Source organism: Achromobacter sp. ISS7 (assembly GCF_056523125.1).
This window is the reverse complement of record NZ_JAWRZD010000001.1, coordinates 4,777,497-4,800,448: the sequence shown is the minus strand read 5'-3', so window position 1 is coordinate 4,800,448 and position 22,952 is coordinate 4,777,497. Positions and strand designations below refer to the sequence as shown.

Here is a 22,952-nt window from a genome sequence, read left to right as displayed (position 1 = left end):
AGTTGCAGATAGATCAGACCGGTGCGGTCCTGGCTTGCATCGACTGTCGGAGACGTCACGGGCGCCGGCCTGAGGGGTTGGAGGCGCCGCCCACGCGGCGCGAGCCCTCATGGTAGCGGCCGGCCGCCGCTCAGCGCAATAGCACGCGGTCCAGCGATTCGGTGAAACGCTTGGCGTCCTGGAAGCCCACCACGCGCGCGTCCGGCAACTCCTTGCCGCCGGGTTCGAAGAACATGATGCCCGGCGGGCCGAACAGGCGGAAGCGCTTGAGCAGCGCGCGGTCGTCGGCATTGTTGGCGGTCACGTCGGCCTGCACCAGCAGCATGCCGGCCATGCGTTGCGCCACGCCCGGATCGGTGAAGGTGAAGCGCTCCATCTCGCGGCACGACACGCACCAGTCGGCATAGAAATCCAGCATCACCGGCTGCTGGCTCTGGGCCAGCAGCGCATCCAGCTCGGCGTTGTTGCGCACGCGCTTGAACTGCACCTCGCCGGCATGCGCCGCGGTGCCGGCCGCGGCCGGGCCGCCGGAGGCAAAGTGCGACAGCGGCTGCAGCACGTCGCGGCCGCCGCTGGCCGCGCCGATCAGCCACGCGGCGGCGGCCAGGGCCAGCAACAGGCCGATGCCCTTGCCGAACATGCGCGCCGAGCCGGCACCGGCCGGCAGCGCGTCGAACGCGCGCAGCATCACCGCGCCGACGATGGCCAGGAAGGCCCAGCCGGTCATCTGCACCCAGGTCGGCACCACCGGAATCAGCATCCACCACGCGGTCGCCAGCAGCAGCATGCCGAACAGCCGCTTGACGCCGTCCATCCACGGACCGGCCTTGGGCAGCAGCGCGCCCGACGAGGCGCCGACGATCAGCAGCGGCACGCCCATGCCCCACGCCATCGCGAACAGGGCCGAACCGCCCAGCACCACGTCGCCGGTCTGCGAGATGTACAGCAGCGCACCGGCCAGCGGCGCGGCCACGCACGGCCCGACGATCAGCGCCGACAGCGCGCCCATCAGCAACGCGCCGGTGTAGCGGCCGCCCGGAATGCGCGACGACCGCTCGGCCAGCCGCGCCTGGATGCCGGACGGCATCTGGAAGGTGAAGGCATCGAACATCGCCAGCGCCAGCACCGCCAGCAGGATCGCGAACAGCGTCAGGATCCACGGCGTCTGCAGCCAGGCGGCCAGGCCCGCGCCGCTCAGGCCGGCGGCCACGCCCAGCGCGGTGTAGACCACCGACATGCCCAGCACATAGGTCGCCGCCAGCGCCAGGCCGCGGCCGCGCGTCGGGCGTTCCTGGCTGGCGCCGCCCAGCACGATCGACGACAGGATAGGGATCATGGGCAACACGCAGGGCGTGAACGCCAGCAGCAGGCCCAGCACCAGGAACACGCCGGCCGTCTTGATCCAGCTCAGCCCGCCCAGGGCATCGGCCAGGCCGGTATCGCCCGCGTTCACCAGCGCGCTCAGGCCGCCGCCCGCAGCCGCGGCCGGCGCGGCGGATGCGCCGCCGCTGCCCGCCAGGGCGTAGCCGCCCGCCACCGGCGTCAGCTTCACGCTGCTGTCCATCGGCGGATAGCACAGGCCGGCGTCGGCGCAGCCCTGGCCGGTCAGCGTCAGCGTGAACGGCTGGCCGCCGGGCGTCACCGGCACGCGGATCAGCACGTCCTGGTGATAGACCTCCATGTCCTTCTCGAAGGTCGGGTCGTACTTGACGTCGCCCTTGGGATAGACCGGCTCGCCCAGCGTGGCCGCGCCCAGCGGGCTGATGCTGATGCCGAAGCGCTCGCGGTACATGTAGTAGCCGGGCGCCACGCGGAAACGCAGCTCGACGGTATCGGGCGTGGCCATCGCCGCGCTGAAGACAAATGCCTTTTCGGGCTCGAGGAACTCGGCCTCGGCGCGCGCCGGCGCGTTCCAGGCCAGCCACAGCATGGCCATGGCCAGCAGCGCCAGCAACTTGGGGAAAAAGGCACGCATCGGGGCGTGGAGCCGGACCGCGGGTTGCAACATCAGTCTCTCTTGTTCTGCACGACGGCCGTCTGCTGGCGCACCCAGTCGAGATAGGGCGCGGCGCCGCCGATGACCGGCAGCACGATGATTTCGGGCACGTCGTAGGGATGCATCTGCGCCAGGGCCTGGACCACGGCCGGGTGGCGCGCGTAGGTGGTCTTGATGTGGATGGGGATTTCCTCGGCCCCTTCCACCTCGCCTTGCCACTGGTAGATGGACAGGCCCGGCGCGCCAAGGTTCACGCAGGCGGCCAGCCCGTCTTCGACCAGCACGTGGGCGATGCGCTTGGCCAGCAGCAGGTCCGGCGCATTGCTGATGACCAGCACGACGTCGTCATCGCGCAACATGGAGCCTCCTGGGAATACCCGTGTGGGATGTAACTCGGGGTATTTTATCGGTATCGCCGACCCTGTCCGCCCACAATCAGACCCACGGCCACCGCATACCCCTTCCCACCGAGGCAAGCATGTCCGATAACTGCCTGTTCTGCCGCATCGCCCGCCACGAGATCCCGGCCCACATCATCCACGAAGACGAGCGCCTGATGGCCTTCCTGGACATCCAGCCGGTGCGCCCCGGGCACACGCTCATCATCCCCAAGCAGCACTATCCGTACTACGAGGACATGCCCGCCGACCTGGCCGGCCACATCGTCAACCTGGGGCAGAAGCTGGGCCGCCACATGAAGCGGCTGTATGGCGTGGACCGCGTCGGCTTCGCCTTCACCGGCATCCACGTGGCGCACACCCATGCGCACGTGATCCCCATGCACCATCCGCAGGACGTAACCTCGACCCAGTACATCGAGCAGCAGGACCTGACCTTCCGCATGCCGCCCCAGGCGCCCCAGGAGGCGCTGGCGGCCACCGCCGCGCAATTGCGGGGGGAACTGCACGCCTCGTAGCGATCGGCGCGCCTGCGCCGCCTGGGCGGCCCGCAGGCGTCGCGCAAAAAAACAAGGGCGGGTCCGAAGACCCGCCCTTGTCGCTTATCTAGACACCGAAGCTTATTCGGCGCTGTCCTCAGCGGCCTCATCGACTTCCGGACGGTCGACCAGCTCCATGAAAGCCATGGGAGCGTTGTCGCCTTGACGGAAACCCATCTTCAGCACGCGGGTGTAGCCGCCGTTGCGGGCCGCGTAGCGCGGGCCGATTTCGGCGAACAGCTTCACCACGGCGTCGCGATCGCGCAGACGGGCAAAAGCCAGACGCTTGTTCGCGAGGGTGGGTTCTTTACCCAGCGTGATCAGGGGTTCGATGACGCGGCGCAGTTCTTTCGCCTTGGGCAGCGTGGTCTTGATGGCTTCGTGGGTGATCAACGAAACGGCCATGTTGCGGAACATGGCAAGACGGTGACTGCTGGTGCGGTTGAGCTTACGCAAGCCATTACCGTGACGCATGATAAGTATCCTTTGAATCTAATGAAGGCGTTTCCGCCATCGGGTTATCCGGCTCTTCTATCAACCTGCAACCAGGCCGCGGTCCGGTGGAAAACGGTGCATTTTACGACGGTTTCGCAAACCGCCCGGCGGCAAGGCCGGGCGCCGCGGGAAACGCCCCTGCGAGAGGGGCGCCACCCTTGCAAGACTTACGGACGCTCCAGGCCCAGCGGGGGCCAGTTTTCGAGCTTCATGCCCAGCGTCAGGCCGCGTGCGGCCAGGACTTCCTTGATCTCGTTGAGCGACTTGCGACCCAGGTTCGGGGTCTTGAGCAGTTCGTTCTCGGTACGCTGGATCAGGTCGCCGATGTAGTAGATGTTTTCGGCCTTCAGGCAGTTGGCCGAACGCACGGTCAGTTCCAGGTCGTCGACCGGACGCAGCAGCACCGGGTCGATCTGCGGCGTGCCGCGGACCGGGGCTTCGTACGAATCGCCGGCGCCTTCCAGGGCGGCGAAGACCGAGATCTGGTCCATGAGGATGCGAGCCGACTGGCGCACCGCTTCCTCGGGCGAGATGACGCCGTTGGTTTCGATGTCCAGGACCAGCTTGTCCAGGTCGGTGCGCTGTTCCACGCGGGCGCTTTCAACCGCGTAGCTGACGCGGCGGACCGGGCTGAACGAGGCGTCCAGGACGATGCGGCCGATGGTGTGGGTGCGGTCTTCCGACAGCGCGCGCACGTTGCCCGGCACGTAGCCGCGGCCCTTTTCGACCTTGATCTGCATTTCCAGCTTGCCCGCGTCCGTCAGGTTGCAGATGGCGTGGCCGGGGTTGATGATCTCGACGTCGTGCGGCAGCTCGATGTCGCTGGCCAGCACGGTGCCGGCGCCGGTCTTGCGCAGGACCAGGGTGACTTCGTCACGGTTGTGCAGCTTGAAGACCACGCCCTTCAGGTTCAGCAGGATGTCGACGACATCTTCGCGAACGCCCGGGATGGTCGAGTATTCGTGCACCACGCCCGTCATCTGGACTTCGGTCGGCGCGTAGCCGGTCATCGAAGACAGCAGGATGCGGCGCAGGGCGTTGCCCAGCGTATGGCCGTAGCCGCGCTCGAACGGCTCCATCACGATCTTGGCATGGTGGGTGCCGACCGGTTCGACTTCAATGGAGCGCGGCTTCAGGAAACCTTGAGTGGACATGTACTGTGTTCCTTTTCAATACCCTCGGCTCGTTACACCGATAAGGCTGATGGACAGGTTGAAACGTGAAACGCGGGCGATGAAAAACCGCCCGATACTTACCGCAAAGCCCGCCCCGCCAAAAGGCGGAAAGCGGGCTGCTGCGAGACTTGCAAACCGGTCGCGAAACCAGCGTGCCAGCACCTTGCGAAGGAGGCGCCGGCAGGCGTGATTAACGCGAGTACAGTTCGACGACCATCGATTCGTTGATGTCGCGAGCGACGTCAGCGCGATCGGGGGCCGACTTGAACGTGCCGGTCAGCTTGGTCGTGTCGACTTCCACCCACTGGGGGATGCCGATGCTGGTGGCCAGGTCGAGCGATTCCTTGATACGGCCTTGCTTCTTGGCCTTTTCGCGGATCGAGATGACGTCGCCAGCCTTGACCAGCATCGAAGCGATGTCGGCGGTGTGGCCGTTCAGTTCGATGGCGCGGTGGCTCACCAGCTGGCGAGCTTCGGCGCGGGTCGAGCCGAAGCCCATGCGGTAGACGACGTTGTCCAGGCGCGATTCCAGCAGCTGGATCAGCGTTTCGCCGGTGTTGCCACGGCGGCGCTCGGCTTCAGCGAAGTACTTGCGGAATTGCTTTTCCAGCACGCCGTACATGCGCTTGAGCTTTTGCTTTTCGCGCAGCTGCAGGCCGTAGTCGGAAGTGCGGGCACCCGAAGTGCGGCCGTGTTGGCCAGGCTTGGAATCCAGCTTGCACTTGGAATCCAGCGAGCGACGGGCGCTCTTCAGGAACAGGTCAGTACCCTCGCGGCGCGAGAGCTTGCATTTGGGTCCAATATAACGTGCCATGTGGATTCCCTTTAGATACGACGACGCTTCGGCGGACGGCAGCCGTTGTGCGGAACGGGCGTGATGTCGGCGATGGACGAGATCTTGATGCCCAGCGCGTTCAGCGCGCGGACCGACGACTCACGGCCGGGGCCGGGGCCCTTGATACGCACTTCCAGCGTCTTGATGCCGTATTCCAGCGCGACACGGCCGGCCGTTTCAGCGGCGACCTGCGCGGCGAACGGGGTCGACTTGCGCGAACCCTTGAAGCCAGCACCGCCCGACGTGGCCCACGACAAAGCGTTGCCCTGACGGTCGGTGATGGTGATGATGGTGTTGTTGAACGAAGCGTGAACGTGCGCGATGCCGTCCGAGACGTTCTTCTTGACCTTTTTGCGCACGCGCGAAGCGCCGCTGGTGGAAGCTTTCGCCATAATCCAGTTCCTCGATTATTTCTTCAGGGACGCAGCAGCACGACGCGGGCCCTTGCGGGTCCGGGCGTTGGTGCGAGTGCGCTGGCCGCGCACGGGCAGGCCGCGCTTGTGGCGCATGCCGCGGTAGGTTCCCAGGTCGATCAAACGCTTGATCGAGAGCTGCACTTCACGACGCAGGTCACCTTCGACCGTGAACACACCAACGTGTTCACGGACGCGTTCCAGCTCAGCGTCGCTCAGATCCTTGACCTTTTTGTCAAACGGGACGTTAGCCGCTTCGCAGATCTTGCGAGCGCGCGTACGACCGATGCCAAAAATGGCGGTCAGGCCGATCTCGGCGTGCTGATGCGGCGGAATGTTAATGCCAGCAATACGGGCCATGACTGTTCCTTGAATAAATCCGTTGCGTAGTCGCTAACCCGAGTTAGCCTTGACGCTGCTTGTGACGCGGGTCGGTGCAGATAACGCGCACCACGCCGTGACGTTTGATAACTTTGCAGTTGCGGCAGATCCGCTTAACCGATGCCATTACTTTCATGGTTGACTCCTAATTTTCCGTAATCCGGTTTCGCTCACTTGGAGCGGAAAACAATCCTGGCTCGCGTCAGATCATAGGGCGTGAGCTCCACTGTGACCTTGTCACCCGGCAGGATCCGGATGTAATGCATACGCATCTTGCCGGAAATATGGCCCAACACCACGTGGCCGTTTTCGAGCTTGACGCGAAATGTCGCGTTCGGGAGGTTCTCAAGAACCTCGCCTTGCATCTGAATGACGTCGTCCTTGGACATTCTTTTGCTTACCGCATCGGCAAACCCGCGCCCTTGAAGTTAGCCTTCTTGAGCAACGAGTCGTACTGGTGAGACATCATGTAGGCCTGAACCTGTGCCATGAAATCCATCGTCACCACCACAATAATCAACAGAGACGTACCACCGAAGTAGAAGGGGACGTTCCACCGCATTACCAAGAATTCCGGCAACAGGCACACCAACGTGATGTAGATGGCACCTGCGAGCGTCAGACGCATCAGGATCTTGTCAATGTAGCGGGCCGTCTGTTCGCCCGGACGGATGCCCGGAACAAACGCACCACTCTTCTTCAGGTTGTCCGCCGTTTCGCGGCTGTTGAACACCAGAGCCGTGTAGAAGAAGCAGAAGAAAATAATCGCGACCGAATACAGCGTGATGTAGAGCGGTTGACGAGGCGACAGGGCCGCAGCCAGGTCGCTAAGCCAGCGCATGTTCTCACTGCTGGAGAACCAGCTCGTGATCGTGGCCGGGAACAGGATGATCGACGACGCGAAGATCGGCGGAATCACCCCGGCCATGTTCAGCTTCAGCGGCAGGTGCGAGCTTTGACCACCGTAGACCTTGTTGCCGACCTGACGCTTGGCGTAGTTCACCGTGATCTTGCGCTGTCCGCGTTCCACGAACACCACAAAAGCGGTAACCAGCACCACCAGGGCCACGATGAACAGTGCCGACAGCACGGACATCGCGTTGGTGCGAACCAGGTCCAACAGTGCAGCCAGCGCCGCGGGCAGACCCGCAACGATACCTGCGAAGATCAGGATGGAAATCCCGTTACCGAGACCGCGTTCCGTGATCTGCTCACCCAGCCACATGACGAACATGGTGCCGGTGACCAAAGTCACGACGGTCGTGAAGCGAAACAGCATGCCCGGATCGATCACAAGTCCCTGCTGGGACTCAAGCGCAACCGAAATGCCCACAGCCTGCACCAGCGCCAGCACGACCGTGCCGTAGCGGGTGTATTGGGTAATCTTCCGACGACCGGCTTCGCCCTCTTTCTTGAGCGCTTCCAGCGACGGCACCACCACCGACATCAACTGCATGATGATGGATGCCGAAATGTACGGCATGATCCCCAGGGCAAAAATCGAGAAGCGCGAGAGCGCCCCGCCCGAGAACATGTTGAACAGGCCCAGGATCCCGCCCTGGTTCTGACGGAACAAGTCCGCCAGCGCGTCCGGGTTGATGCCCGGAACGGGGATGTGTGTACCCAAACGGTAAACCACCAGGGCGAGCACCAGGAACACGAGGCGGCGCTTGAGGTCGCCGTACCGCGTTCCGGTTTTACCCAATGCCTGCGCGTTAGCCACTCGTCACCTCGTGATCAAGCAAGCGAGCCGCCCGCGCCTTCGATGGCGGCGCGAGCGCCGGCCGTCGCGGTAATGCCCTTGAGCACGACCTTGCGCGAGAGTTCACCCGACTTGATGACCTTGGCGTAACGAACCGCCTGGCCAATCACGCCAGCCGCCTTCAGCACTTGCACGTCGATTTCGTCGACGGGCACGGCTTGCAGGTCCGACAGACGGACTTCGGCGTACAGGTGCTGACCGAGCGGGGTGAAACCACGCTTGGGCAGGCGACGCTGCAGCGGCATTTGACCGCCTTCGAAGCCAACCTTATGGAAACCGCCCGAGCGCGACTTCTGACCCTTGTGACCACGGCCGGCGGTCTTACCCAGACCCGAACCGATGCCACGGCCGACGCGGCGCTTGGCGTGCTTGCTGCCCTCAGCGGGCTTCAGCGAATTAAGTTGCATATCCGACATGGTGATTCCTTAGGCTTCCGAGACGGAAACGAGATAATCCACCTTACGGATCATCCCACGCACCTCGGGCGTATCGACCAGCACGCGGCTGCTGTTGATACGGCCCAAGCCCAGACCGCGAACCGTGTCACGGTGCGATTGCTTGGTACCGATCACGGAGCGCACGAGGGTCACTTTGATCTGCTTCTGAGCCATGATTTACCCCAGGATCTCTTCGACGGTCTTGCCGCGCTTAGCAGCAACATCCGCCGGGGTCAGGGAGGCGCGCAGGCCGTTCAACGTGGCGCGAACCATGTTGTAGGGGTTGCTCGAGCCCAGGCTCTTGGCAACCACGTTACGCACACCCATCACTTCGAAAATAGCGCGCATCGGGCCGCCGGCGATGACGCCGGTACCTTCAGCAGCGGGCGAAATCAGCACGGTGGCGGCGCCATGCTTGCCGACCACGGTGTGGTGCAGCGTGCCGTTCTTCAGGGCCACCTTGAACATGCCGCGACGGGCCTGTTCCATAGCCTTCTGAACCGACACCGGCACTTCACGCGCCTTGCCCTTGCCCATGCCGACGCGGCCATCGCCATCGCCAACCACGGTCAGCGCGGCAAAGCTCATGGTGCGACCACCCTTGACCACTTTGCTCACGCGGTTGACCGCGATCATCTTTTCGCGGAGGCCGTCATCGTTCTCTTTTTCCGCGGCGTTCTTGCCTTGTACTTTAGCCATTTGACAGATCCTCGCTTAGAACTTCAGGCCGGCTTCACGCGCGGCGTCGGCCAGCGCTTTCACGCGGCCATGGTAACGAAAGCCTGAGCGATCGAAAGCGACCAGTTCGATACCGGCAGCCTTGGCCTTTTCGGCCACGCGCTTGCCAACCAGCGAAGCAGCGGCCTTGTTGCCACCTTGGCCGGTCTGGCCAGCCAGCTGGGCGCGCACTTCGGCTTCCACCGTCGAGGCGCTGACCAGAACGCGATCGCCTTCCGGCGAAATGATATTGGCGTAGATGTGCTGGTTCGAGCGGAAAACCGAGAGGCGGTGAACGCGCAGCTCGTTGATCTTCCGGCGGGTAGGAACCGCACGACGCAAACGGGAAACTTTTTTGTCCATGATTCGTCCTTGCGTGCGCCGTTATTTCTTCTTGGTTTCTTTGATGACGACGCGTTCGTCCGAGTAACGCACGCCCTTGCCCTTGTAGGGTTCGGGTTCGCGGTACGCGCGGATTTCAGCGGCCACCTGGCCGACGACTTGCTTGTTGGAGCCCTTGATGACGATTTCCGTCTGGGTGGGGCATTCGGCCTTGATACCGGCCGGCAACTTGTGCAAAACGTCGTGCGAGAAACCGAGCTGCAGCTTAACGGCGTCGCCTTGAATCGAGGCGCGGTAACCCACGCCAACCAGATTCAGCTTGCGCTCGAATCCCTTGCTCACGCCGTTGACCATGTTGGCCACCAGCGCGCGCACGGTACCCGACATGGCGTTGGCGTGGCGGGTTTCGTTGGCGGCGACAAACGTCAGCTTGCCGTTGTCCAACGCGACCGTGACGTCGCCAGTCAGGGCTTGGGTCAAGGAACCCAGCGGGCCCTTGACGGTGATCTGATCCTGCTTGATGTCGGCTTCGACACCCTTGGGCAGGTCGACCGGATACTTAGCGATACGTGACATTCGAATTTCTCCTTAGGCCACGTAGCACAGCACTTCGCCGCCGACGCCGTTGGCGCGAGCCTTACGGTCGGTCATGACGCCGCGCGAGGTCGACACGATAGCCACGCCCAGGCCGTTCATGACCTGAGGAATGCTGGTACGGCCCTTGTAGATACGCAGACCGGGGCGCGAAACACGTTCGATGCGCTCGATGACCGGACGGCCAGCGTAGTACTTCAGGGTGATCTCGAGCTCAGGCTTGGCCTGGGTGCCCTTGATTTCAAAGCTGTCGATGTAGCCTTCGTCCTTCAGCACGGCGGCAATGGCCGCCTTCAGCTTCGAGGAGGGCATGTTCACCGTAACTTTGTCCACTTGCTGCGCATTGCGAATGCGGGTCAGCATATCGGCGATGGGATCGCTCATGCTCATATTCGTTCTCCTACCAGCTGGCCTTGGTGATGCCGGGGATTTCACCCTTCATCGCCATTTCACGCAGTTTGTGGCGCGTCAGGCCGAACTTGCGGAACACACCGCGCGGACGACCGGTGACCACGCAACGGTTACGTTGACGCGTCGGGTTGGCATTGCGCGGCAGCTGTTGCAGCTTCAGCCGAGCTTGGTAACGTTCTTCGTCGGTCTTCGACTGGTCGTCGATGATCGACTTCAACTCAGCGCGCTTGGCAGCGAACTTGTCAGCCAGCTTGGCGCGCTTGATGTCGCGATTGATGAGGGAAAGTTTAGCCACGTCATCAGCCCCTTAGTTACGGAACGGGAAGCTGAAGGCCGTCAACAGCGCCTTGGCTTCTTCGTCGGTCTTCGCGGTGGTGGTGATGCTGATGTTCAGCCCACGCAGCGCGTCGATCTTGTCGTACTCGATTTCGGGGAAAATGATCTGCTCTTTCACCCCGATGTTGTAGTTGCCACGGCCGTCGAAAGCACGACCCGAGATACCGCGGAAGTCGCGCACGCGAGGCAGCGCAACCGCCACCAGGCGATCCAGGAATTCGTACATGCGTTGACCACGCAGCGTGACCATGCAACCGATCGGGTAGTTTTCGCGGATCTTGAAACCGGCGATAGCCTTCTTGGTCTTGGTCACGACAGGCTTTTGGCCAGCGATCTTGGTCAGGTCCGAGACAGCGTGCTCGATGACCTTCTTGTCGGCGACGGCTTCCGAGACACCCATGTTCAGGGTGATCTTGGTGATGCGCGGCACTTCCATGGCGCTCTTGTAGCCGAACTTGGCCTGCAGGTCGCCAGCGACCTTGCTCTTGTAGAAATCTTGCAAACGAGACATGTCTATCGCCCCTTACGCCTTGGCGCCGACAACGGCACCATTGGAACGGAACACGCGAACCTTGCGGCCTTCGACTTCTTGCACGCCGACGCGGTCGCCACGACCGGTAGCGGGGTTGAAGAGCGCCACATTCGAGATGTGGATCGGCATGGTCTTTTCGACGATGCCACCCGGGTTGTTGGCCATCGGGTTGGCTTTCACGTGCTTCTTGACGACGTTGACGCCTTCGACCAGGACGTGGTCGGCATCGACGCGCGCCAGCACGGTACCGCGACGCTTCTTGTCGCGGCCGGTCAGGACGATGACTTCGTCGCCTTTACGAATGTTGTTCATCGTAGGGCTCCTTACAGCACTTCCGGGGCCAGCGACACGATCTTCATGAACTTCTCGGTACGCAGTTCACGCGTAACGGGTCCGAAGATGCGGGTGCCGATGGGCTCCAGCTTGGCATTGAGCAACACGGCGGCATTGCCACCGAAACGAATCAGCGAACCGTCCTTACGGCGCACGCCCTTGGCGGTACGAACCACCACGGCATTGTAAATTTCGCCTTTCTTGACGCGTCCGCGCGGAGCCGCATCTTTGACGCTCACCTTGATGATGTCGCCGATACCGGCATAACGGCGCTTGGAGCCACCGAGCACCTTAATGCACATGACATGACGCGCACCAGTGTTATCGGCCACGTCCAGCGTGGTCTGCATTTGGATCATGATTTTTCCTGTTCCAACTTAACTGGAAATACGGTTTTCCCCAAAAAAGGGAACACTGCAATTCCTGCCAGTTTTGGTCCCGTCAGGTCAGCCGCCCTGCTTTATTGTTGGCTGGCGCATCGAGCTTTCGCTTCGAAGGCCATCAACTGGTGGCAACGCAACGACCCTGGGTTGAAATCCTGCGGGTATTCCCCCAACACGTTGGCCCGGCTAGTTCCTGGCCAATCGACAATCTGGGAAAGCTGACCATTCTATCCTGGTTAGATTTTGAGCGCAAGGCCTTTGTTGAGAGAGTGAGCAAATACGCGACAGTGCCTGTGGACAACTGTCTCTTTTCCACCCTGCCGGGGCCGATTTAGTCTGACCCCGTTTTATTTCGGTAGTAGTCGCGCTCCCAGGCGTCGTGGTTGGCCTTGCCACGCCGGATCTCGTCGGTGAACGGCGCCGCCATCAGCACCAGCCGGTTCAGCCAGCGGATCGGCGCCCGACAGGGGCGCTCGAAGTCGATGAACAGCACCGCCCGGGTGCCATCCGTGTCGTTGTGCACCTGGTGCGGGTAGAGATCGTCGAACACCACGGCCTCGCCTTCCTTCCAGTGGTAGCGCTCGCCGCCCACCTCGATCCAGCAGCGCTCGGCCGGCTCGGGCACCAGCAGCCCCAGGTGCAGGCGTAGCACCCCGTTGTAAGGACCAGTGTGCAGGGGAATGCGTTTGCCCGGTTCGAGGATGGAATAGAACGCGGTGCGCAGGCCCGGGATGTCGCGCAGCGCCTGCGCCGTGGCCGGGCAGCGCGCCAGGTTGCGGTCCGAGCGCAGGCCGTAGCCCATGAAGACGAAGGTCTTCCACTGGTCGTCGGAGGTGATCATGCCGACATCCGGGGACAGTTCATGGAAGGACGGCAGCTGCTCGCGCTCGGCCAGCAGGGCCATCAGTTCGGCGCGGATGGCGGGCGCCTGCGCCTCGAGGCGGGCGATCCAGGGGAACTGGCTGTTCTGGAAGATCGGGTGGTCACCCACCAGGGAGGCCAGCGCGATACGGTGGCGCAACCAGTCGATGAAACGGAAAAAGACGCGGGAATAGACACTGGGCTGGCTGGACGGACGCGTATCGACGGGTTGCACAGTAGGTATCTATATAGACAGCCAAAGATGCATCATTTTGTCCATGGCGCCACCCGGGCGCAAGGGGCGGCCATTGGCTCCTAGCCGGCGGCGGGGATTGGACCTCCCCGCGGCGGACAAGCTGGTTTAGACTGGCACGGGCGATTGCGATCGCTACCCACTCCTATTTCGCAAGGAAAGACAGGCATGTATGAACAGTTGGCGCTGTATATCGACGGCGAATTCGTCGCCGGCGAGGGCAGGCGCACCCAGGACGTCATCAACCCGGCCACGCTGGAAGTGCTCGGCCAGCTGCCTCACGCCACCGAAGCGGATCTGGACCGTGCGCTAGCCGCCGCCCAGCGCGCGTTCGAATCCTGGAAGAAATCTTCTCCCATGGATCGTTCGGCCATCCTGCGCAAGGTCGCCACCCTGTCGCGCGAGCGCGCCAAGGAAATCGGCCGCAACATGACGCTGGACCAGGGCAAGCCGCTGGCCGAAGCCATCGGCGAAGTCACCTCCTGCGCCGAGCACGCCGACTGGCACGCCGAGGAATGCCGCCGCATCTACGGCCGCGTGATCCCGCCGCGCAACCCCGACGTGCGCCAGATCGTGGTGCGCGAGCCGATCGGCGTCTGCGCCGCCTTCACGCCCTGGAACTTCCCCTACAACCAGGCCATCCGCAAGATCGCCGCCGCGCTCGGCGCCGGCTGCACGGTGGTGCTGAAGGGTCCGGAAGACTCGCCCAGCGCCGTCATGGCGATCGCCCGCATGTTCCACGACGCCGGCCTGCCCAAGGGCTGCCTGAACATCGTCTGGGGCGAACCGGCCAAGATCTCCGACTACCTGATCCGTTCGCCGATCGTGCGCAAGGTCTCGTTCACCGGCTCCGTGCCGGTGGGCAAGCAGCTGGCCGCGCTGGCCGGCGCGCACATGAAGCGCGTCACGATGGAACTGGGCGGCCACTCGCCGGTGCTGGTGTTCGACGACGCCGACATCGACCGCGCCGCCACCATGCTGGCCAAGTTCAAGGTCCGCAATGCTGGCCAGGTGTGCGTGTCGCCGACCCGCTTCTACGTGCAGAACGGCGCCTACGAGCAGTTCCTGGCGCGCTTCTCCGAAGTGCTCAAGAACATCAAGGTCGGCGACGGCCTGGAAGCCGGCACCGACATGGGCCCGCTCGCGCACGAACGCCGCGTCCCCGCCATGAGCGCCTTCATCGACGACGCCAAGAAGCACGGCGGCAAGGTGGTGGTGGGCGGCGGCCCGCTGGACCGCAAGGGCTTCTTCTTCGCCCCCACGGTCGTGACCGACCTGCCCGACAACTCCATGCTGATGACCGAAGAGCCCTTCGGCCCGGTGGCGCCGGTGGTCCGCTTCACCGACACCGATGAAGTGCTGGCGCGCGCCAACAGCCTGCCGTTCGGCCTGTCTTCCTACGTCTTCACCAATTCGCTGCAGACCGCCACCAAGGTCTCCAACGGCCTGGAAGCCGGCATGGTCAACATCAACCATTTCGGCAGCGCGCTGGCCGAGACGCCGTTTGGCGGCATCAAGGACAGCGGTATCGGCAGCGAAGGCGGCCTCGAAACGTTCGATGGCTACCTGGTCACCAAGTTCATCACGCACATCTGATCGCCGTCGCATCAGCCCCGAAAAAGCCCCGCAAGGGGCTTTTTTTTTGCCCTCGCCGCGCGCTTGTTTCTCACTTTGGCGCCATTCTTTCATGTTGCTGTAATCCTGGGCAGCGAGGATTGCGCCTCACTCGCGGGCGGCACCTCCCAGGAACAGGGAAACCACGCCTGAAGAAAAATTTGTTCCAACCAGAGAAGCACAATGCATCGATATCAGCAAAGCGCGCGCGCGCTGGGCGCGGCCGCGCTCATGGGTCTGTTGGCCGCCTGTGGCGGCGACAAGGATGACGACGACAAGTCGCCGACCGCCGAAACGCCGGTGACGCAACCGGCCGCAGTCCAGGTCGCGTTCATGCCCGACATCCATTTCCACGACATCTACGCGGACTTCAAGGACGGCTCGTTCCCGGGCATCCCGAACCCCAAGCGCGGCGACAACGCCACCATCCGCACGATGTATGCGCAGCTGACGTCGACGCGCCTGTTCAACGAGAACTACTTCGCCTTCCTGGCCGCGCTGGACGACGCGGTGGCGCGCGGCGTGAAGTACATCGCCCTGCCCGGCGACTTCTCCGACGACGGCCAGCCGGTGCACATGCGCGGCCTGGTCAAGATCATGGACGAGTACACGCGCAAGCACGGCATCCAGTTCTTCGCCGCCCCCGGCAACCACGACCCCGTGCGGCCCTTCAACCAGGCCAACGGCAAGAGCGACTACCTGGGCCTGGACCCGGTGACGGGCGACATCGGCTTCTCGCAGCCGATCTACAGCCGCGGCGGCAACGCCGCCTGCAGCACCCCCTATGCCGGCGACTGGGCGCGCGTGGGCGACACCTACTGCACCGAGGAAGTGCTGCACATGGGCTACGGGGGCATCACCGAAGCCCTGACCCAGCACGGCTTCATGCCCAAGCCCGAATACCTGTATTACGAGACCCCGTACAGCAGCTACAAGTACGAGGACTACCGCTACGACACCGCGCTGTCGCAGGCCAGCTGGATCAACCGCCAGTACGAGATCTGCGCGCAGGGCACCGGCGGCCCGAACAAGCCGGCCAACTACACCTTCTGCAAGATGGTGCCGGACACCTCGTACGTGGTCGAACCGGTCAAGGGCGTGTGGCTGGTCGGCATCGACGCCAACGTCTACGTGCCGACGGGCAACGGCCCCAACGACTTCACCGGCTCGGGCGACCAGGGCTACAACAAGATGCTCACGCACAAGGCGCACGTCATCAAGTGGCTGGCCGACGTGGTGGCGCGCGGCAAGGCGCAGGGCAAGCAGGTGGTGGCGTTCAGCCACTTCCCGATGACCGAGTTCTTCAACGGCGCGTCCGATGACATCGAGGCGCTGCTGGGCGCCAACAAGATGCAGATGGTGCGCCGCCCGGCCGAGAACACCACGCGCGCGCTGGCCGACACCGGCCTGAAGGTGCACGTGGGCGGCCACATGCACTTCAACGACACCGCGTCGCGCAACTACGGCGGCGACAAGGCGCTGTTCAACATCCAGGCGCCGTCGATGGCGGCCTACGTGCCGGCCTACAAGCTGATGACGATGCAGGGCGCCGACCAGATCGAGCTGCAGACCATCCGCCTGGACAAGGTGCCGCGCTTTGACGAACTGTTCGACCTGTACCGCGCCGAGCACGCCTACAACGTGCCGCCGCGCTGGGACGTGTCGATCCTGGATGCCAAGGACTACGGCGACTTCAACTATCGCTACATGAGCGAACTGGTGCGCCTGCGCCTGTTGAACGACGACTGGCGCTGCGAAATGCGCGAGCTGGTCAAGAGCCCGCTGACCGGCGCCGACCTGCTGGTGCTGTCGCAGCTGCGCACGTCGGTGACGCTGGGCGAACTGCAGAACACCGGTGACCGCGCCCAGCTGACGCCGGCGTTCTTCGGCTGCCTGTACGTCGCGGGCGGCCCGACCGCCAGCAACCCGGCCTTCGCCGGCGACATGGCCGATGCCACCGCCCGCGCCCAGGCGCTGGCGCAGGCCAACGGCATGCAGCTGGCCGACTTCGCCAAGTGGAAGGCGCTGGACATGGCGGGCGACTTCGTGCGCCTGGCCAACGCCGGCGACCTGGCCTACGCCGACATCCCGGCGCAGCGCGCCAACCAGTACAAGCTGCTGGCCCAGGCGCTGAGCCAGACCAACGCCAGCATGCAGATGAATGGCGACCGCGTCAGCGACGCCAACACGCCGGCCGACATGTTCAAGGCGCGCTTCAAGCCGCTGATGGCGATCATGCTGAAGCTGGCCGATGGCCTGCCGTCCGAGCACATCCGCCTGGACCTGAAGACCAACAGCCTGGTCAACCTGTCGACCACGCCGTCGCCGTTCTGATCGAACCACGGGCCGCGGGCCCGATGCGACAAGGCCCGCGCGAGCGGGCCTTTTTCATTGCCGGCCGGCGCGCCACTCGCGTGGCGACAGGCCGAAGCGGCGCTTGAACAGCCGGCTGAAATGCGAGGGATGGGCAAAGCCGGCCTGGTACGCCAGCTCGGCGATGCCGCGGTGCCGCTGGGCCGGGTTCAACAGCAGTTCGCGGCAGCGCTCCAGGCGCTGGTCGAAGACGAAGCTTTCCACCGACAGGTCGCCGGCCTGGAAGATGCGGTGCAGGTAGGCCACCGACAGGCCGCAGCCCTGCGCCACCCGCTGCGGCGACAGCGCCGGGTCGGCCAGGTGCTGGCGGATGTAGGCCATGGCCCGCTGGCGATGCGCCATCGTCACGCTGCTGTCCGCCTCCGACGCATGGCCCTGCCCAGGCTGCACCAGGAACAGCACGATCAGGTCGATCAGCCGCTCGCCCAGCTCGGCCGCCTCGGCCGGCGACCAGCCGTCCAAGCCCTTGAACAGGTGGTCCATGTAGCTGGCCAGCATCGCGCCGCGCGGCGAACCGTCGCCGAAGCGCAGCGTGTAGAAGGGACCGATACGTGAATCGCGCTGCAACAGCGCGCTGCGCGGGAACGACACGCTCAGGCTGCGGTAGCCGTCGGTGCCGAGCGCGGTGGCCTGGTACGGCAGGCTCTGGTTCATCAGATAGACGCAGCCGGGCTCGACCTGGAACTCGCGCCCCTGTTGCACCACGGCCAGCGGCCCCGCCAGCGGGACACCGAAGGTGTAGAACTCCTGGTCCAGCCGCGAGACATTGGCGGCGGTGCGTTCGAGCTTCTGTCCCTGATAGTGCAGGTCGTTGAATTGCAGGCTGGCGCGCCGCACGTAGCGCAGGTGGCCGGCAAACTGGCCCGGCTGGCCATGGTGCACCTCGAACGGGCCGAAGGCGTCCGACAAGGCCGCGCACCATTGCTCATACCGCTCGGCGCCAGCAATGGCCGAAATGGCAAATTCCGTGTCGGACATGGCGCGGTCTCCTGGTTCGCGGGGTTGGCGGGGACTCATGACCCTGCGTCTACATATTCTTGACTCACCCTGCCACGGGCGGTCCGGCGCATTGTGGCCACGCCTGGCGCAAGTCTATAGTCAGCGCCACAAGCACACAACCTGGACAACCCGGGAGGAGACGCATGGCCAACGCGCCCGCACAGGCCGCTCGCCACACACCGGCTTCGCGCTATCTGCGCTGCGAAGGCCGCGAGCTGCATTACACCGAGTGGGGCCGTCCGGACGCCCCCGCGCTCATCATGTGGCACGGCCTGGCCCGTACCGGCCGCGACTTCGACGAGCTGGCGCAGGCGCTGGCCGGCGACTACCGCATCATCTGCCCCGACACGATCGGCCGCGGCCTGTCGCAATGGAGCCCCGATCCGGTGGCCGAATACCGGCTGGATTTCTACGCCCGGCTGGCGCGCGCCCTTCTCGACGGCCTGGCGCTGGACCGCGTGCGCTGGGTCGGCACCTCGATGGGCGGCGCCACCGGCATGTACGCCGCGGCCACCACGCTCAGGGACCGGATCTCGCACCTGGTGGTCAACGACATCGGCCCGTCGCTGCCGCGGCCAGCCGTCGACCGCATCCTGGCCTATGCCGGCAACCCGCCAGCCTTCGACACCGTGACCGAACTGGAAACCTGGCTGCGCGCCGCCTACAGGCCGTATGGCTGGCAGAGCGACGAGCAATGGCGCCGCATGGCCGAGACCTCGGTGCGCCGCCTGCCCGACGGCCGCGTCACGGCGCACTACGACCCGGCCATCGTCGGCCAGCTCCATCATCACCCGGCGGACTACGAGCGCTGGGACGAATACGACACGCTGCGCATGCCGCTGCTGCTGCTGCGCGGCGCCGACTCGGACCTGCTGCTGCCCGAGATCGCCGAGGCCATGACGCGGCGCGGCCCGCGCGCCCAGCGCGTCGACTTTCCGGATTGCGGCCACGCGCCGGCGCTGAACGTCGCGCCGCAGATCGAGGCCGTCCGCCAATTTCTCGCCACGCCGGCCGCCGACGCAGCCGCCGGCGCCCTCTAGGAACAAGGAGACTCCCATGAAACGCATCCTGCTCGCCGCGCTGGCCGGCCTGTGCCTGAGTTCCGCCGCCGCGGCCAAGGACTTCGTCGTGGCGCACGTCTACGACAAGACCGGGCCGCTGGAGGCCTACGCCAAGCAGACCCACAATGGCCTGATGCTGGGCCTGGAATACGCCACGCAGGGCACCATGACGGTGGCCGGCCGCAAGATCCGCGTGATCGAGAAGGACAACCAGGGCAAGCCCGACGTCGCCCGCGCCCAGCTCGCCTCGGCCTACGCCGACGACAACGCCGACATCGCGGTGGGCCCGACCTCGTCGGGCGTGGCGCTGGCCATGCTGCCGATCGCCGAGGAATACGAGAAGATCCTGCTGGTGGAACCGGCGGTCGCCGATTCGATCACCGGCGACAAGTGGAACAAGTACATCTTCCGCACCGGCCGCAACTCGTCGCAGGACGCCATCGCCAACGCCGTCGCCTTCGACCAGCCGGACACCTCCATCGCCATGCTGGCGCAGGACTACGCGTTCGGCCGCGACGGCGTCAAGGCCTTCAAGAGCGCGCTCAAGCAGGCCAGGATCGTGCACGAGGAATACCTGCCGGCCAACGCCACCGATTTCACCGCCGGCGCCCAGCGCCTGTTCGACGCGCTCAAGGACAAGCCAGGCCGCAAGATCATCTTCATCCTGTGGGCCGGCGCCGGCAATCCGTTCAAGATCGCCGACCTGGATCCGAAGCGCTTCGGCATCGAGATCGCCACCGGCGGCAACACGCTGGCCGCGATGACGCCGCTCAAGTCGCTGGCCGGCATGGAAGGCGCGACCTATTACTACTACGGCATTCCCAAGAATCCGATCAACGACTGGCTGGTGGCCGAGCACCAGAAGCGCTACGGCCAGCCGCCGGACTTCTTCACCGCGGGCGGCATGTCCGCCGCCATCGCCATCGTCACCGCGCTGAACAAGAGCGCCGGCAAGAGCGACACCGACACGCTCATCAAGACGATGGAAGGCATGAGCTTCGACACGCCCAAGGGCAAGATGACCTTCCGCCCGCAAGACCACCAGGCCATGCAGTCGATGTACCACTTCCGCATCAAGAACGACCCCTCGGTGCCGTGGCCGGTGCAGGACCTGGTCAAGGAAATCACGCCCGACCAGATGGCGGTGCCGATCCAGAACAAACGCTGAGCCGCGCCCTTCATGCTGGAAACCCAATCGCTCACGATCCGCTTCGGCGGCCACGTGGCCGTCAACGCGGTGAGCTGCCGCTTCGCGCCGGGCAGCCTGACGGCCATCGTCGGGCCCAACGGCGCGGGCAAGACCACCTACTTCAACCTGATCTCGGGGCAGCTGCGCGCCAGCGCCGGATCGGTGCATCTGAACGGCCGCGACCTGACGGGGCTGTCGGCGCCGGCGCGCATGCATGCCGGCCTGGGGCGCGCCTTCCAGCTGACGCAGCTGTTCCCGCGCCTGTCGGTGCGCGAGAACGTGCGGCTGGCGCTGCAATCGCGCCAGCAGGGCCTGGGCTGGCGCCAGATCCGCTTCTGGCGCACCTGGGACGATGACCGCGCGCTGCTGGCGCGCGCCGACGCGCTGCTCGACCGCACCCGGCTGACGGCCCGCCGCGACCAGGCGGCGGCCGACCTGCCGCACGGCGACCAGCGCAAGCTCGAGATCGCCATGCTGATCGCCCTGGAACCGCAGGTGTTCATGTTCGACGAGCCCACCGCCGGCATGAGCGTGGACGACGTGCCCGTGGTGCTGGACCTGATCCGCGAGATCAAGGCCGACGCGTCCAAGACGATCCTGCTGGTGGAACACAAGATGGACGTGGTGCGCGAACTGGCGGACCGCATCGTGGTGCTGCACAACGGCGAACTGATGGCCGACGGCGAACCGGCCGAGGTGATCGCCTCGCCGATCGTGCAGCAGGCCTACCTGGGCGCCGCCCTGCCGGAGAAGACGACATGAGCGCGGCCGCCTTGCTGGAACTGAAGGACGTGCACACGCACATCGGCGCGTACCACATCCTGCACGGCGTGGACCTGTCGGTGCCAGCCGCGGGCGTCACCATGCTGCTGGGCCGCAATGGCGCCGGCAAGACCACCACGCTGCGCACCATCATGGGCCTGTGGAAGGCGACGCAGGGCCACATCGGTTTTGACGGCACCGCGGTCGGCGGCCCGGGCGTGCGCACCTCGCCGCCAGACATGGCGCGCCAGGGCATCGCCTACGTGCCGGAGGACATGGGCATCTTCGCCGACCTGTCGGTGAAGGAGAACATCCTGCTGGCCGCGCGCCAGGCGCGCAGCGCCGCGCAGCTGGACAGCGCGCGGCTGGAGTGGATCTTCGGCTTCTTTCCCGCGCTCAGGAAATTCTGGCTGTACCCCGCCGGCAAGCTGTCGGGCGGCCAGAAGCAGATGCTCGCGGTCGCGCGCGCCATCATCGAGCCGCGCCGCCTGCTGCTGGTCGACGAGCCCAGCAAGGGCCTGGCGCCCGCCATCATCCAGAACATGATCGACGCCTTCATCGAACTCAAGCAGGCCTCCACCACCATCCTGCTGGTGGAGCAGAACTTCAATTTCGCGCGCCAGGTGGGCGACCACGTCGCGGTCATGGACAACGGCCGCGTGGTGCACGCCGGCGGCATGGCCGAACTGGCGCACGACGACGCGCTGCAGACCCGCCTGCTGGGCCTGTCGCTGGGAGCGCACCAATGAGCGCCGCCGATATCGATACGCCGCTGCCGCAGACCCGCGCCGACCTGCGCCCGGTGCTGCTGGTGCTGGGGCTGGCCGCCATCGCGCTGCCGCTGGTCGGTTCCTTCTCGACCTGGGTGACGCTGACCTTCGCCGGGCTGGCGATGGGCATGATCATCTTCATCGTCGCGTCCGGCATGACGCTGGTGTTCGGCCTGATGGACGTGCTGAACTTCGGCCACGGCCTGTTCATCGCCATCGGCGCCTACATGGCGGCCACGGTGCTCGGCGCGATGTCCGACTGGACCCAGTCCGGCAGCCTGTGGCTGAACCTGGCGGCGGTGCTGCCCGCCATGATCGTCGGCATGCTGGTGGCCGGCGCGGTGGGCGTGGCGTTCGAGCGCGTGATCGTGCGGCCGGTCTATGGCCAGCATCTCAAGCAGATCCTCATCACCATGGGCGGCATGATCATCGGCGAAGAGATCATCAAGATGCTGTGGGGGCCACAGACGCTGTCGCTGCCGTTGCCGGAAGCGCTGCGCGGCGCGTTGCTGATCGGCGACGCCGCCATCGAGAAATTCCGCATCGTCGCGCTGGTGGTGGGCCTGGCGGTGCTGGGCGGCATGCTGTGGCTGCTCAACCGCACCAAGCTCGGCCTGCTGATCCGCGCCGGGGTCGAGGACCGCGAGATGGTCGAGAGTCTGGGCTACCGCATCCGCCACCTGTTCGTCGGCGTGTTCGTGGCCGGCTCGATGCTGGCCGGCCTGGGCGGCGTGCTGTGGGGGCTGTACCAGCAGTCCATCGTGCCGCAGCTGGGCGCGCAGGTGAACGTGCTGATCTTCATCGTCATCATGATCGGCGGGCTGGGCTCGACCGTGGGCTGCCTGATCGGTGCGCTGCTGGTCGGGCTGATGGCCAACTACACCGGCTTCCTGATGCCCAAGGCCGCGCTGTTCTCGAACATCGCGCTGATGGTCGCCATCCTGCTGTGGCGCCCGCAGGGCGTGTACCCGGTCACGAATCGCTAGGAATC

The 22,952-nt window shown here is 64.9% G+C and carries 30 protein-coding genes; 8 read left to right on the top strand and 22 right to left on the bottom strand.

The annotated features are described in order from the left end of the window. Nucleotides 1-130 precede the first annotated feature (130 nt). Together dsbD and cutA are read right to left on the bottom strand one after the other, a co-directional pair. Entirely contained in the window at nucleotides 131-1,975 is a 1,845-nt protein-coding gene (dsbD, locus tag AC1HFW_RS21760) for a protein-disulfide reductase DsbD (protein ID WP_479285192.1), read from the bottom strand. Between the two features lie 32 nt (nucleotides 1,976-2,007). Next, a complete protein-coding gene (gene cutA, locus AC1HFW_RS21755) occupies nucleotides 2,008-2,355 on the bottom strand; it encodes a divalent-cation tolerance protein CutA (protein WP_006392025.1) in 348 nt (115 codons plus the stop codon). Nucleotides 2,356-2,474: 119 nt separating this feature from the next. Here cutA and AC1HFW_RS21750 point away from each other — a divergent pair, with 119 nt between their 5' ends. Next, complete coding sequence (locus AC1HFW_RS21750) at nucleotides 2,475-2,912, top strand: HIT family protein (RefSeq protein WP_006392026.1); 438 nt, start codon at nucleotides 2,475-2,477, stop codon at nucleotides 2,910-2,912. A 102-nt stretch (nucleotides 2,913-3,014) separates the two neighbouring features. Here AC1HFW_RS21750 and rplQ read toward each other — a convergent pair whose 3' ends face one another. From rplQ to AC1HFW_RS21655, 19 genes are all read right to left on the bottom strand, one after another. Continuing rightward, nucleotides 3,015-3,407, bottom strand: a complete 393-nt coding sequence (gene rplQ, locus AC1HFW_RS21745; protein ID WP_006389635.1) for a 50S ribosomal protein L17 — start codon at nucleotides 3,405-3,407, stop codon at nucleotides 3,015-3,017. Between the two features lie 188 nt (nucleotides 3,408-3,595). Further along, complete coding sequence (locus tag AC1HFW_RS21740; protein WP_006216514.1) at nucleotides 3,596-4,582, bottom strand: DNA-directed RNA polymerase subunit alpha; 987 nt, start codon at nucleotides 4,580-4,582, stop codon at nucleotides 3,596-3,598. A gap of 211 nt (nucleotides 4,583-4,793) precedes the next feature. Further along, complete coding sequence (rpsD, locus tag AC1HFW_RS21735; RefSeq protein WP_006389633.1) at nucleotides 4,794-5,417, bottom strand: 30S ribosomal protein S4; 624 nt, start codon at nucleotides 5,415-5,417, stop codon at nucleotides 4,794-4,796. An 11-nt stretch (nucleotides 5,418-5,428) separates the two neighbouring features. Further along, nucleotides 5,429-5,830 carry a 30S ribosomal protein S11 gene (rpsK, locus tag AC1HFW_RS21730; RefSeq protein ID WP_006216516.1) on the bottom strand — a complete coding sequence of 134 codons (402 nt, stop codon included), beginning with the start codon at nucleotides 5,828-5,830 and terminating at the stop codon, nucleotides 5,429-5,431. Between the two features lie 15 nt (nucleotides 5,831-5,845). Beyond that, nucleotides 5,846-6,211, bottom strand: a complete 366-nt coding sequence (rpsM, locus tag AC1HFW_RS21725) for a 30S ribosomal protein S13 (RefSeq protein ID WP_006389632.1) — start codon at nucleotides 6,209-6,211, stop codon at nucleotides 5,846-5,848. 43 nt (nucleotides 6,212-6,254) lie between these two features. Then, a complete protein-coding gene (gene rpmJ, locus AC1HFW_RS21720; protein WP_003806928.1) occupies nucleotides 6,255-6,368 on the bottom strand; it encodes a 50S ribosomal protein L36 in 114 nt (37 codons plus the stop codon). A gap of 34 nt (nucleotides 6,369-6,402) precedes the next feature. Then, entirely contained in the window at nucleotides 6,403-6,621 is a 219-nt protein-coding gene (infA, locus tag AC1HFW_RS21715; protein ID WP_003806927.1) for a translation initiation factor IF-1, read from the bottom strand. An 8-nt stretch (nucleotides 6,622-6,629) separates the two neighbouring features. After that, nucleotides 6,630-7,955, bottom strand: coding sequence for a preprotein translocase subunit SecY (gene secY / locus AC1HFW_RS21710; RefSeq protein ID WP_006389630.1), 1,326 nt, complete (start codon nucleotides 7,953-7,955; stop codon nucleotides 6,630-6,632). Nucleotides 7,956-7,969: 14 nt separating this feature from the next. After that, nucleotides 7,970-8,410, bottom strand: coding sequence for a 50S ribosomal protein L15 (gene rplO / locus AC1HFW_RS21705; RefSeq protein ID WP_006392027.1), 441 nt, complete (start codon nucleotides 8,408-8,410; stop codon nucleotides 7,970-7,972). Between the two features lie 9 nt (nucleotides 8,411-8,419). Then, nucleotides 8,420-8,605: a 50S ribosomal protein L30 gene (gene rpmD / locus AC1HFW_RS21700; protein WP_006216520.1), complete on the bottom strand. Its 186-nt coding sequence runs from the start codon at nucleotides 8,603-8,605 to the stop codon at nucleotides 8,420-8,422. 3 nt (nucleotides 8,606-8,608) lie between these two features. Then, nucleotides 8,609-9,130 (bottom strand): 30S ribosomal protein S5, encoded by a 522-nt coding sequence (gene rpsE / locus AC1HFW_RS21695; RefSeq protein ID WP_006389628.1) that lies wholly within the window; start codon nucleotides 9,128-9,130, stop codon nucleotides 8,609-8,611. Nucleotides 9,131-9,145: 15 nt separating this feature from the next. Next, nucleotides 9,146-9,511 (bottom strand): 50S ribosomal protein L18, encoded by a 366-nt coding sequence (gene rplR / locus AC1HFW_RS21690; protein ID WP_006389627.1) that lies wholly within the window; start codon nucleotides 9,509-9,511, stop codon nucleotides 9,146-9,148. A 21-nt stretch (nucleotides 9,512-9,532) separates the two neighbouring features. Further along, the gene (gene rplF / locus AC1HFW_RS21685; RefSeq protein ID WP_006392028.1) at nucleotides 9,533-10,066 is read right to left on the bottom strand and encodes a 50S ribosomal protein L6; all 534 of its coding nucleotides are present in this window, start codon (nucleotides 10,064-10,066) and stop codon (nucleotides 9,533-9,535) included. A gap of 12 nt (nucleotides 10,067-10,078) precedes the next feature. Continuing rightward, nucleotides 10,079-10,474, bottom strand: coding sequence for a 30S ribosomal protein S8 (rpsH, locus tag AC1HFW_RS21680; protein WP_006392029.1), 396 nt, complete (start codon nucleotides 10,472-10,474; stop codon nucleotides 10,079-10,081). Between the two features lie 10 nt (nucleotides 10,475-10,484). Further along, nucleotides 10,485-10,790, bottom strand: coding sequence for a 30S ribosomal protein S14 (gene rpsN, locus AC1HFW_RS21675; protein WP_006227037.1), 306 nt, complete (start codon nucleotides 10,788-10,790; stop codon nucleotides 10,485-10,487). A gap of 12 nt (nucleotides 10,791-10,802) precedes the next feature. Then, nucleotides 10,803-11,342, bottom strand: coding sequence for a 50S ribosomal protein L5 (gene rplE, locus AC1HFW_RS21670; protein ID WP_006389624.1), 540 nt, complete (start codon nucleotides 11,340-11,342; stop codon nucleotides 10,803-10,805). 12 nt (nucleotides 11,343-11,354) lie between these two features. Further along, on the bottom strand, nucleotides 11,355-11,675 hold the full coding sequence (rplX, locus tag AC1HFW_RS21665; RefSeq protein WP_006389623.1) for a 50S ribosomal protein L24: 321 nt from the start codon (nucleotides 11,673-11,675) through the stop codon (nucleotides 11,355-11,357). Between the two features lie 11 nt (nucleotides 11,676-11,686). Continuing rightward, a complete protein-coding gene (rplN, locus tag AC1HFW_RS21660; RefSeq protein ID WP_006216531.1) occupies nucleotides 11,687-12,055 on the bottom strand; it encodes a 50S ribosomal protein L14 in 369 nt (122 codons plus the stop codon). Between the two features lie 355 nt (nucleotides 12,056-12,410). Next, entirely contained in the window at nucleotides 12,411-13,175 is a 765-nt protein-coding gene (locus AC1HFW_RS21655; protein WP_061072927.1) for an aspartyl/asparaginyl beta-hydroxylase domain-containing protein, read from the bottom strand. Nucleotides 13,176-13,361: 186 nt separating this feature from the next. On the opposite strand from AC1HFW_RS21655, the gene AC1HFW_RS21650 reads away from it, so the two are divergent. Continuing rightward, nucleotides 13,362-14,789 (top strand): NAD-dependent succinate-semialdehyde dehydrogenase, encoded by a 1,428-nt coding sequence (locus tag AC1HFW_RS21650; protein ID WP_006392031.1) that lies wholly within the window; start codon nucleotides 13,362-13,364, stop codon nucleotides 14,787-14,789. Nucleotides 14,790-14,990: 201 nt separating this feature from the next. After that, on the top strand, nucleotides 14,991-17,141 hold the full coding sequence (locus tag AC1HFW_RS21645) for a metallophosphoesterase (RefSeq protein WP_479285191.1): 2,151 nt from the start codon (nucleotides 14,991-14,993) through the stop codon (nucleotides 17,139-17,141). 54 nt (nucleotides 17,142-17,195) lie between these two features. Here the strand turns inward: AC1HFW_RS21645 and AC1HFW_RS21640 are convergent, their stop codons facing one another. Beyond that, on the bottom strand, nucleotides 17,196-18,158 hold the full coding sequence (locus AC1HFW_RS21640) for an AraC-like ligand-binding domain-containing protein (RefSeq protein ID WP_479285190.1): 963 nt from the start codon (nucleotides 18,156-18,158) through the stop codon (nucleotides 17,196-17,198). 164 nt (nucleotides 18,159-18,322) lie between these two features. Between AC1HFW_RS21640 and AC1HFW_RS21635 the strand changes: the two genes are divergently transcribed. The 5 genes from AC1HFW_RS21635 to AC1HFW_RS21615 are packed head-to-tail and all read left to right on the top strand — an operon-like array spanning nucleotide 18,323 to nucleotide 22,947. Further along, nucleotides 18,323-19,219, top strand: a complete 897-nt coding sequence (locus AC1HFW_RS21635; protein WP_479285189.1) for an alpha/beta fold hydrolase — start codon at nucleotides 18,323-18,325, stop codon at nucleotides 19,217-19,219. A gap of 16 nt (nucleotides 19,220-19,235) precedes the next feature. Further along, the gene (locus AC1HFW_RS21630; RefSeq protein WP_479285188.1) at nucleotides 19,236-20,408 is read left to right on the top strand and encodes a substrate-binding domain-containing protein; all 1,173 of its coding nucleotides are present in this window, start codon (nucleotides 19,236-19,238) and stop codon (nucleotides 20,406-20,408) included. A gap of 12 nt (nucleotides 20,409-20,420) precedes the next feature. Further along, entirely contained in the window at nucleotides 20,421-21,191 is a 771-nt protein-coding gene (locus AC1HFW_RS21625; RefSeq protein ID WP_238891094.1) for an ABC transporter ATP-binding protein, read from the top strand. Further along, nucleotides 21,188-21,940: an ABC transporter ATP-binding protein gene (locus tag AC1HFW_RS21620; protein WP_479285187.1), complete on the top strand. Its 753-nt coding sequence runs from the start codon at nucleotides 21,188-21,190 to the stop codon at nucleotides 21,938-21,940. The genes AC1HFW_RS21625 and AC1HFW_RS21620 overlap by 4 nt, the downstream gene beginning before the upstream one ends. Continuing rightward, on the top strand, nucleotides 21,937-22,947 hold the full coding sequence (locus AC1HFW_RS21615; protein WP_479285186.1) for a branched-chain amino acid ABC transporter permease: 1,011 nt from the start codon (nucleotides 21,937-21,939) through the stop codon (nucleotides 22,945-22,947). Before AC1HFW_RS21620 ends, AC1HFW_RS21615 begins: the two co-directional genes overlap by 4 nt. Nucleotides 22,948-22,952 lie beyond the last annotated feature (5 nt).

Bases quoted from the DNA above. Each gene is read 5' to 3' on its own strand.
- dsbD (WP_479285192.1), bottom strand. From the start codon at position 1,975: ATGCGTGCCTTTTTCCCCAAGTTGCTGGCGCTGCTGGCCATGGCCATG.
- cutA (WP_006392025.1), bottom strand. From the start codon at position 2,355: ATGTTGCGCGATGACGACGTCGTGCTGGTCATCAGCAATGCGCCGGAC.
- AC1HFW_RS21750 (WP_006392026.1), top strand. From the start codon at position 2,475: ATGTCCGATAACTGCCTGTTCTGCCGCATCGCCCGCCACGAGATCCCG.
- rplQ (WP_006389635.1), bottom strand. From the start codon at position 3,407: ATGCGTCACGGTAATGGCTTGCGTAAGCTCAACCGCACCAGCAGTCAC.
- AC1HFW_RS21740 (WP_006216514.1), bottom strand. From the start codon at position 4,582: ATGTCCACTCAAGGTTTCCTGAAGCCGCGCTCCATTGAAGTCGAACCG.
- rpsD (WP_006389633.1), bottom strand. From the start codon at position 5,417: ATGGCACGTTATATTGGACCCAAATGCAAGCTCTCGCGCCGCGAGGGT.
- rpsK (WP_006216516.1), bottom strand. From the start codon at position 5,830: ATGGCGAAAGCTTCCACCAGCGGCGCTTCGCGCGTGCGCAAAAAGGTC.
- rpsM (WP_006389632.1), bottom strand. From the start codon at position 6,211: ATGGCCCGTATTGCTGGCATTAACATTCCGCCGCATCAGCACGCCGAG.
- rpmJ (WP_003806928.1), bottom strand. From the start codon at position 6,368: ATGAAAGTAATGGCATCGGTTAAGCGGATCTGCCGCAACTGCAAAGTT.
- infA (WP_003806927.1), bottom strand. From the start codon at position 6,621: ATGTCCAAGGACGACGTCATTCAGATGCAAGGCGAGGTTCTTGAGAAC.
- rplO (WP_006392027.1), bottom strand. From the start codon at position 8,410: ATGTCGGATATGCAACTTAATTCGCTGAAGCCCGCTGAGGGCAGCAAG.
- rpmD (WP_006216520.1), bottom strand. From the start codon at position 8,605: ATGGCTCAGAAGCAGATCAAAGTGACCCTCGTGCGCTCCGTGATCGGT.
- rpsE (WP_006389628.1), bottom strand. From the start codon at position 9,130: ATGGCTAAAGTACAAGGCAAGAACGCCGCGGAAAAAGAGAACGATGAC.
- rplR (WP_006389627.1), bottom strand. From the start codon at position 9,511: ATGGACAAAAAAGTTTCCCGTTTGCGTCGTGCGGTTCCTACCCGCCGG.
- rplF (WP_006392028.1), bottom strand. From the start codon at position 10,066: ATGTCACGTATCGCTAAGTATCCGGTCGACCTGCCCAAGGGTGTCGAA.
- rpsH (WP_006392029.1), bottom strand. From the start codon at position 10,474: ATGAGCATGAGCGATCCCATCGCCGATATGCTGACCCGCATTCGCAAT.
- rplE (WP_006389624.1), bottom strand. From the start codon at position 11,342: ATGTCTCGTTTGCAAGATTTCTACAAGAGCAAGGTCGCTGGCGACCTG.
- rplX (WP_006389623.1), bottom strand. From the start codon at position 11,675: ATGAACAACATTCGTAAAGGCGACGAAGTCATCGTCCTGACCGGCCGC.
- rplN (WP_006216531.1), bottom strand. From the start codon at position 12,055: ATGATCCAAATGCAGACCACGCTGGACGTGGCCGATAACACTGGTGCG.
- AC1HFW_RS21650 (WP_006392031.1), top strand. From the start codon at position 13,362: ATGTATGAACAGTTGGCGCTGTATATCGACGGCGAATTCGTCGCCGGC.
- AC1HFW_RS21645 (WP_479285191.1), top strand. From the start codon at position 14,991: ATGCATCGATATCAGCAAAGCGCGCGCGCGCTGGGCGCGGCCGCGCTC.
- AC1HFW_RS21640 (WP_479285190.1), bottom strand. From the start codon at position 18,158: ATGTCCGACACGGAATTTGCCATTTCGGCCATTGCTGGCGCCGAGCGG.
- AC1HFW_RS21635 (WP_479285189.1), top strand. From the start codon at position 18,323: ATGGCCAACGCGCCCGCACAGGCCGCTCGCCACACACCGGCTTCGCGC.
- AC1HFW_RS21630 (WP_479285188.1), top strand. From the start codon at position 19,236: ATGAAACGCATCCTGCTCGCCGCGCTGGCCGGCCTGTGCCTGAGTTCC.
- AC1HFW_RS21625 (WP_238891094.1), top strand. From the start codon at position 20,421: ATGCTGGAAACCCAATCGCTCACGATCCGCTTCGGCGGCCACGTGGCC.
- AC1HFW_RS21620 (WP_479285187.1), top strand. From the start codon at position 21,188: ATGAGCGCGGCCGCCTTGCTGGAACTGAAGGACGTGCACACGCACATC.
- AC1HFW_RS21615 (WP_479285186.1), top strand. From the start codon at position 21,937: ATGAGCGCCGCCGATATCGATACGCCGCTGCCGCAGACCCGCGCCGAC.